Origin of the sequence: Flavobacterium sp. LM4, assembly GCF_002017935.1 — a bacterium.
Taxonomy (GTDB): domain Bacteria; phylum Bacteroidota; class Bacteroidia; order Flavobacteriales; family Flavobacteriaceae; genus Flavobacterium; species Flavobacterium chungangense.
Genome location: NZ_MUFW01000011.1, coordinates 1 through 6,106 on the forward strand (window position 1 = coordinate 1; position 6,106 = coordinate 6,106).

A 6,106-nucleotide genomic window follows, 5' to 3' on the forward strand; every position below is an offset into this window, starting at 1 on the left:
TTTGAATTTGAAGCCTTATATATTTATCTTCAACATATTTAATCTGATCCAGTAATATGATTTCTAACATATCGGCTTCGTGATGTTTAAATGTTATTTTTAATTTCTTTTTACTATCAAACAAGGTGGATTGTTTTTTTAGAAATCCTGTTTTTGAATCCATTTTATTAGTAATATCTAAAGCAATTGAAAACATTGATTTCTCCTTTCTTGTTATAGGGTTGGTGTTGTAAACAGGCTGTAGGGTCGCCGCTATTATTACAAATGTTTCTGGTGGAAGTTTTAGATCTATTTGCATTTTAGCATTCGGTTTTAGGTTCTGTTAATTCTTTTTCGCAATCACAGCAAACAATTACTGTTGTTTCGCATCCGCATACAGCATCTAATACTTTGATTTTCTTTTCTCTGTGAGAACAATTTATTTGCTGAATATCCATTTTACTGATTGGTTAAGTGCGTGAATAACTTTACTGGTTTCTTCGTAGTTCATTTTCTTTAATGGCTTTTTAACAGGCGATTTTGTTTTTAAAAAATGATCTAAAACGTCAAGATCTGCAACCTCTTTTCCATTCACTTTTTTAGTCCATTGTGCTATCCTTAGAATTGCTAAAATTGACATGTGCTGGGCATTTTTTTTGTCAAATTTTGACCATAGATCTTTTACATGTTCTTTTAAACCAAGCTGTTTTAAAATCCTATTCGCCTGGTCGAAAGTCAAATCATTTGTAGAGGTCCTTTTTTCATCTGCCGTAGCCCATTGCACCCATTCTTCCTTTGTGTCTTTATTGGGTGTGTGTATGGCAATTAATCGTTTTTGGTCTGATGTTGCCATTGTAACAATTGGAGTGATTGACGTTTCCATAATATGACTGATTTGTGTAATAGTTGAGATTATTACTGATTATGGTAATATTGATACCGGATACAAAACGTTAGATTATATCCGGTAAACTGAACTACTTGCCGAAATTCTGTTTAAGAAGTGTTTTAATCCTAAATTGCAGCCATTCGTTAAAAGTGGCTATTTCCTTTCGGTTGGTTATGATGAGTACAATAACCAATACTATAATTGTACTAAGATTTGACTGGTTCATTGTAAAAATTGAATTTGTAGTTTTTTGTAAAATCAACAGCACTTAATGAAAGCGGTACTGCTGTTTTTGTTCCGTCATCATTTATCACGGCTGCTTCACAAAACCAAACTGATTTTTTAGGTTTATAGGCTTTGGAAATTATATCAACACCATCTGTAAATTCTTCGCTATTAAAGTCCTTTGTTAATTTTTGAAGCTCTAAAACACGGTTACTTTTTAAATTACCTTTTGCATCTTTTTTCAATAAATTGAATACCATTCTTACCAATGCAGCTGTTTCTTTGTCTTTCGCTAATGATGAAATGAATTTTTCAACTTTGGCAATTCCGGCATTTACAGTATCGTCCCAGGCATCATTAATTCGATAGCCAATGGTAATCTCTCCTTTTTCATAAGAAAAAGTATGTGTCATTTGTTTCTCCTTTACACCATATACATCAGCTTTAAGTTTTAAAACATTTTCGAAGTATTTAAAAGCTTCTGTTTTAGCTATTGAAAGAAGATCTGAAGCTTGCAACAATAGATGAACAGCTTTAGGTACTGTTTGCTCCACTATTTCCTTATAGGCTGTACGATCTTCTTCTTTCCTTGATTCTGCTTTCGCAAGTGCAGCTCTTAACTGTTCCGGGCTATAATTAGATAAATCCAATAGGTTTAAACTTTGATTTGATAATGTTTGAGTATTCATAATGATATTTTTTTAATGATTAATAGTATTGTCTCTTAAAGGTTTTTAGCCAGTTGGTTTGCTTGATAATAATTACACAGGTATTTATTTTATCTTCTATTTTATCCGAAACCTTATAATTTCGAACTTGCTTTTTATCAATCTCACCTTTTTTATAGGAAAGGAAATCCCTTATTGCAGCTCGTTCCTGACTTAAGCAAATTTTTTCACCATCTGTGAGGATCCCTCGTTTTCGGTATTGGATTTCGCCTTTAATCTTTACGGGGACATCCTCAAACAAAAATGAATTTATGATGTCTAAAAAATCTAAGCGCGCTTTGGCTTCTTGGTCGCTAATGTTTGAGTTTATCATTTTTCTTTTTCTAAGAGTTTGTTAATAACATTGTTTAAATCTGATTGAATCTTTATCCTGTCTGGATGGTTAGGATTGTCGGTTAACCATTGTTCTAATTCAGCCTTTTTGTTTTTTAATTGGTTTTTAGTTCGCATAATAAGTAGGTAGTGTTTTAGTAATTTTAATTTCTTCTTTTTGTACACTTACTGAAATAGCATCTATTAAAGGTTTTGGATAAATCGTATTCATTTGATTGATAAAACCGAAATAGTGATACTCTAAACTATTGGTGTGTAGCGGCAAATGAGGCATTGCTTCAATAAACCTTGCTTCTATTTTTTCATACTCTGCATACCACCATTTAGCAATGCCATGATTGGCTAATAACTGTTGTGAATGATTTATAGTTTTACCAAATTTTTTGACACCAACACCAAAATATTTGAAATAATCTTTCATCATATTGCTCTGATGTTAACTGTAAATGATCGATAATTTTGTTTTTGTTATTCATGTTTTTTGACGTTTAAATAATTTCTCTCCAGTATTTTGCTGCTCTCTCCGGAAAAATGGCAAAATCTTCACCACCACCGTTTAACCTTCCATCAGGGAATAACTTAAATCCCTCAACCCATAATTTCAAATCAACATCATATCTTATATCGTCTGCCAAGGCACCTTTAGGCTCTTTTCCCTTTGCCTGCGAAATCCAAACAATACCTTTTCCTTTCTTTAACATCAGTTCTTTTAGTTGATAATACTGTACTTTGTTAATCCTTGTGTATTGAACCGAATCGACAAAAAGAAAGTCTGGTGATTTTGGTTTACTCATTCTGATAATCAATTCATCAAAGGGCTCACGATCTAATAAGACAAAAGAGTTTCCGCAAGTATCCATGTGATTTCTGACAAGTGCGTTTTGAATTGTTGCAGATAATCCTTGCTCTAAAGAATCATAGGCAACTTTGCCAAAATTGGTCAGATACTTTGCAAATTTTATTGCAGCTTCTGTTTTACCCTGACCAGAACCACCAAATATGATTGCCGAAAAAGCTTTATCGGGTGTTCCTAATGTATTTTTCCATTCGCCAGTAAATTCTAAGGGATTGAATTTTTTTGAAAGAACGTTTGATACAGAGTAGGCTCTATTGATTTTCTTTGTCATGCTTTTTTATATTTCTCAAAATAGTTACATCATCTACATTGAACTTGCGGTCTATTTGTGTTTTGGATTTTCCTACTTGCAGCAATTCGATGATTTTGGGAATGTCCTCATGTTTTAACTTCTGTTTCCAATTACCCACACCACTTGAAGCACCTTCTTTCCATTCTAAATTTGAATAATGATTGGGATCTGATGCTGCCAGAAACTGTTTGTATTTCCGGCCATAAGTAAAAAAGAGCCATGATGAAGAGGAATCTCTAATTGTGGGATTTCCTTTCTGAATTTATGACGAAGTCTGAACATTCTGGTTTCCCCAAAAGTGACCGAAGCGATATTCATGTTTTTATTACTGCTCACAGTTTTGTCACTATGCCATCCAACTCCGTCTTTTCCATTTCTGTATAGATTAAGTAATACGGCATTAAATTGTATTTGAGTTTCATTTTCAACACGCTGGCGAATGGTTTGTAGTTCTAATGGCCAGTTTAGATGGGGGTGGCATTCGTCTAAATCATCATCTCTGTACCATGAAACCATTCGGGGGGCGGTAACTATTTTATCGTACATCGGCATATCATATTCTTGCCATTGGGTTTCGTTCAGCAGTTTATCATAATAGTAATCTGATTCTTGTTTCGTGAAAAAATTGTCGATTAACAGTAAGTCAGCATCAGGAACGTCAAATACCTTTTTCCCTCCTGTACCGGTCGAAAATAATTCAGTATCATTAAATAGTCTCATTTTCTTTGTTTTGAGAGAAACAAAATTAGTTCGGATAATAACAATTTTTAATATATTTGTTGTTATAAATTATAACATAATTAATTATGTCGCTATTTTCAGATAATATTAGAACCTTACGGGTAAAGCAAAAAATTTCACAGGAAAAACTGGCAGAGAATTTAGGGATAACCAGAGGCAGGTATGTTAAATACGAAGATGGAACCTCAGAGGCACCTTATGAAATTTTAAAAAAGATAGCACAGCATTATCATATCAGTATCGACTTATTACTTTCGGTCGATATACGTAAAATTAGCGTAGAAGATTTATTAAAGCTGGAAGACAACAGATTAGTCCTGCCTATACAGGTAGACCAGCAAGGAGAAAATTTCATTGAAGTAGTTACTCAAAAAGTAAAAGCAGGGTATTTAAATGGTTATGCAGATCCTGAATACATCGAAAATCTGCAGCAAATCTCATTGCCATTTTTGGGGCCTGGAAAACACAGAGGGTTTCCTGTAGAAGGAGATTCAATGCCCCCTCATGAAGACGGAAGTATAATTATTGGCCGTTATGTAGAAAGGTTAGGAGAAGTACAGGACGGCAAAACGTACATACTGATTACTAAAAATGAAGGAATGGTATACAAGCGCCTGAACAAAAATAAAAAAAATGCCTTGGTCTTAGAATCCGATAACAGTTTTTATCCTCAATATGAGGTAAAAGTTTCTGATATTATCGAAATTTGGGAATACAGTTGCAGTATCGGTCGTACAGATAAAAAACAGGAATTAAACGAAATAGAAATCATGAAAGAATTACTTCTGGAAGTAAAAAGAGAAGTAATGGAACTGAAAAGTAATAAATCATAAGGTTAGTTCGATATATTGACTTTCTCGAAGTCTCACGACTTTGATTTTTATGAACAGATTAAAATCTTCTGCAAAGAAGTTATTTACTAGAATATAGAAACCAAATAAAATCTATTGATCTGTCAAGTTTATCAAAACATCTTCCTTAATCCATTTAACTTCATCATTTTCTAAAACAACAATCATTTTATCGCCATCTTTCACTTCTCCGGAAATTATTTTCTTGGCCAGTGGTCTTCGTAAATGACTTCTGATGATGCTTTTTATTGGTCTTGCACCATATTTTGCATTATATCCGTTTTCGGCAAGATAAAGTTTAGTTTCCATCGGGATTTCAACTTCGATTTTCATATTTTTGAGTAAATCTGAAAACTCTTTTTTAAGATGGATTTCAAATATTTTTAAAGCATTTTCTTTGCTGATAGGCGCAAAAGGTACAATTTCTGTCAATCGGCCTAAAAATTCAGGTCTGAAATAATTAGCCATGATTTCCATTAGTGAAGATGAACCCGGAATTTGACCATTATTGAACGTTTCTACAATATGATCTGACCCAATATTTGAGGTAAAAAGAATAATAGCATTAGAGAAATCACCTTCTTTTCCAAGTCGGTCATGTAATTTTCCTTCGTCCATAATTTGAAGGAATACATCATAAACAGAGGCATGTGCTTTTTTCAATTTCATCAAATAATACAATAGAATACGGTTTTTGTCTTATTTTATTGACCAGCAATCCGCCTTCTTCATAGCCTACATATCCCGGAGGAGCTCCGTAAAGCAATGCTGCCGAATGTTCTTCTTTAAATTCAGACATATCAAAACGAATAATGGCATTTTCATCCTGAAAAAGAAACTCCGCCAGACTTTTGGCTAACTCTGTTTTTCCTGTTCCTGTTGGTCCTAAAAAAAGAAGGATGCAATAGGTTGTCCCGCTTTGCTTAATCCGGATCTTGATTCTAAAATTGATCCTGCTACTGTTGCAATACAATGATCCTGCCCAATTACTCTGCGGTTTAAAACATCTTCAATATTATTTAGTTTTTGTTTTTCTTCTTCATTTAATTTCCCTGCAGGAATACCTGTTTTTTGAGCAATTATAAGAGATAAATCAAAAGCCTCAATATGAATACGTTTGTCCAGTGCTCTTTCTTCAAGAGTATGGATAAGGTTTTCAATATGTTTAATGATAGCTTCAGAAGTTTCAAAAATTTGTGGCTCATTTTCATC

Annotated in this window: 8 protein-coding genes and 1 pseudogene; 1 reads left to right on the forward strand and 8 read right to left on the reverse strand. The window is 33.4% G+C overall.

From position 1 onward, the window contains the following. The 7 genes from BXU10_RS24550 to BXU10_RS24580 all read right to left on the reverse strand — a co-directional run. On the reverse strand, positions 1–298 hold a 298-nt coding region (locus BXU10_RS24550), incomplete at its 3' end, for a hypothetical protein (protein ID WP_131828976.1). 120 nt (positions 299–418) lie between these two features. Then, positions 419–862, reverse strand: coding sequence for a hypothetical protein (locus tag BXU10_RS24555; RefSeq protein ID WP_078226435.1), 444 nt, complete (start codon positions 860–862; stop codon positions 419–421). 212 nt (positions 863–1,074) lie between these two features. Beyond that, positions 1,075–1,782, reverse strand: a complete 708-nt coding sequence (locus tag BXU10_RS24560) for a DUF3164 family protein (RefSeq protein WP_078226434.1) — start codon at positions 1,780–1,782, stop codon at positions 1,075–1,077. A gap of 19 nt (positions 1,783–1,801) precedes the next feature. After that, a complete protein-coding gene (locus BXU10_RS24565) occupies positions 1,802–2,134 on the reverse strand; it encodes a hypothetical protein (RefSeq protein WP_078226433.1) in 333 nt (110 codons plus the stop codon). A gap of 126 nt (positions 2,135–2,260) precedes the next feature. Next, complete coding sequence (locus BXU10_RS24570) at positions 2,261–2,578, reverse strand: hypothetical protein (protein WP_123922098.1); 318 nt, start codon at positions 2,576–2,578, stop codon at positions 2,261–2,263. Positions 2,579–2,642: 64 nt separating this feature from the next. Continuing rightward, complete coding sequence (locus BXU10_RS24575) at positions 2,643–3,281, reverse strand: ATP-binding protein (protein WP_051872957.1); 639 nt, start codon at positions 3,279–3,281, stop codon at positions 2,643–2,645. Between the two features lie 165 nt (positions 3,282–3,446). Next, the gene (locus tag BXU10_RS24580) at positions 3,447–4,022 is read right to left on the reverse strand and encodes an alpha-ketoglutarate-dependent dioxygenase AlkB (RefSeq protein ID WP_078230072.1); all 576 of its coding nucleotides are present in this window, start codon (positions 4,020–4,022) and stop codon (positions 3,447–3,449) included. Positions 4,023–4,108: 86 nt separating this feature from the next. Here BXU10_RS24580 and BXU10_RS24585 point away from each other — a divergent pair, with 86 nt between their 5' ends. Next, complete coding sequence (locus tag BXU10_RS24585) at positions 4,109–4,876, forward strand: LexA family transcriptional regulator (protein ID WP_078226503.1); 768 nt, start codon at positions 4,109–4,111, stop codon at positions 4,874–4,876. Positions 4,877–4,987: 111 nt separating this feature from the next. Here the strand turns inward: BXU10_RS24585 and BXU10_RS24590 are convergent. Further along, positions 4,988–6,106, reverse strand: a pseudogene (locus BXU10_RS24590) (AAA family ATPase); the annotation flags it as partial.

Excerpts from the sequence above, each read along its gene's own strand:
- BXU10_RS24575 (WP_051872957.1), bottom strand. The coding sequence starts at position 3,281 with ATGACAAAGAAAATCAATAGAGCCTACTCTGTATCAAACGTTCTTTCA.
- BXU10_RS24570 (WP_123922098.1), bottom strand. The coding sequence starts at position 2,578 with ATGATGAAAGATTATTTCAAATATTTTGGTGTTGGTGTCAAAAAATTT.
- BXU10_RS24585 (WP_078226503.1), top strand. The coding sequence starts at position 4,109 with ATGTCGCTATTTTCAGATAATATTAGAACCTTACGGGTAAAGCAAAAA.
- BXU10_RS24580 (WP_078230072.1), bottom strand. The coding sequence starts at position 4,022 with ATGAGACTATTTAATGATACTGAATTATTTTCGACCGGTACAGGAGGG.
- BXU10_RS24555 (WP_078226435.1), bottom strand. The coding sequence starts at position 862 with ATGGAAACGTCAATCACTCCAATTGTTACAATGGCAACATCAGACCAA.
- BXU10_RS24565 (WP_078226433.1), bottom strand. The coding sequence starts at position 2,134 with ATGATAAACTCAAACATTAGCGACCAAGAAGCCAAAGCGCGCTTAGAT.
- BXU10_RS24560 (WP_078226434.1), bottom strand. The coding sequence starts at position 1,782 with ATGAATACTCAAACATTATCAAATCAAAGTTTAAACCTATTGGATTTA.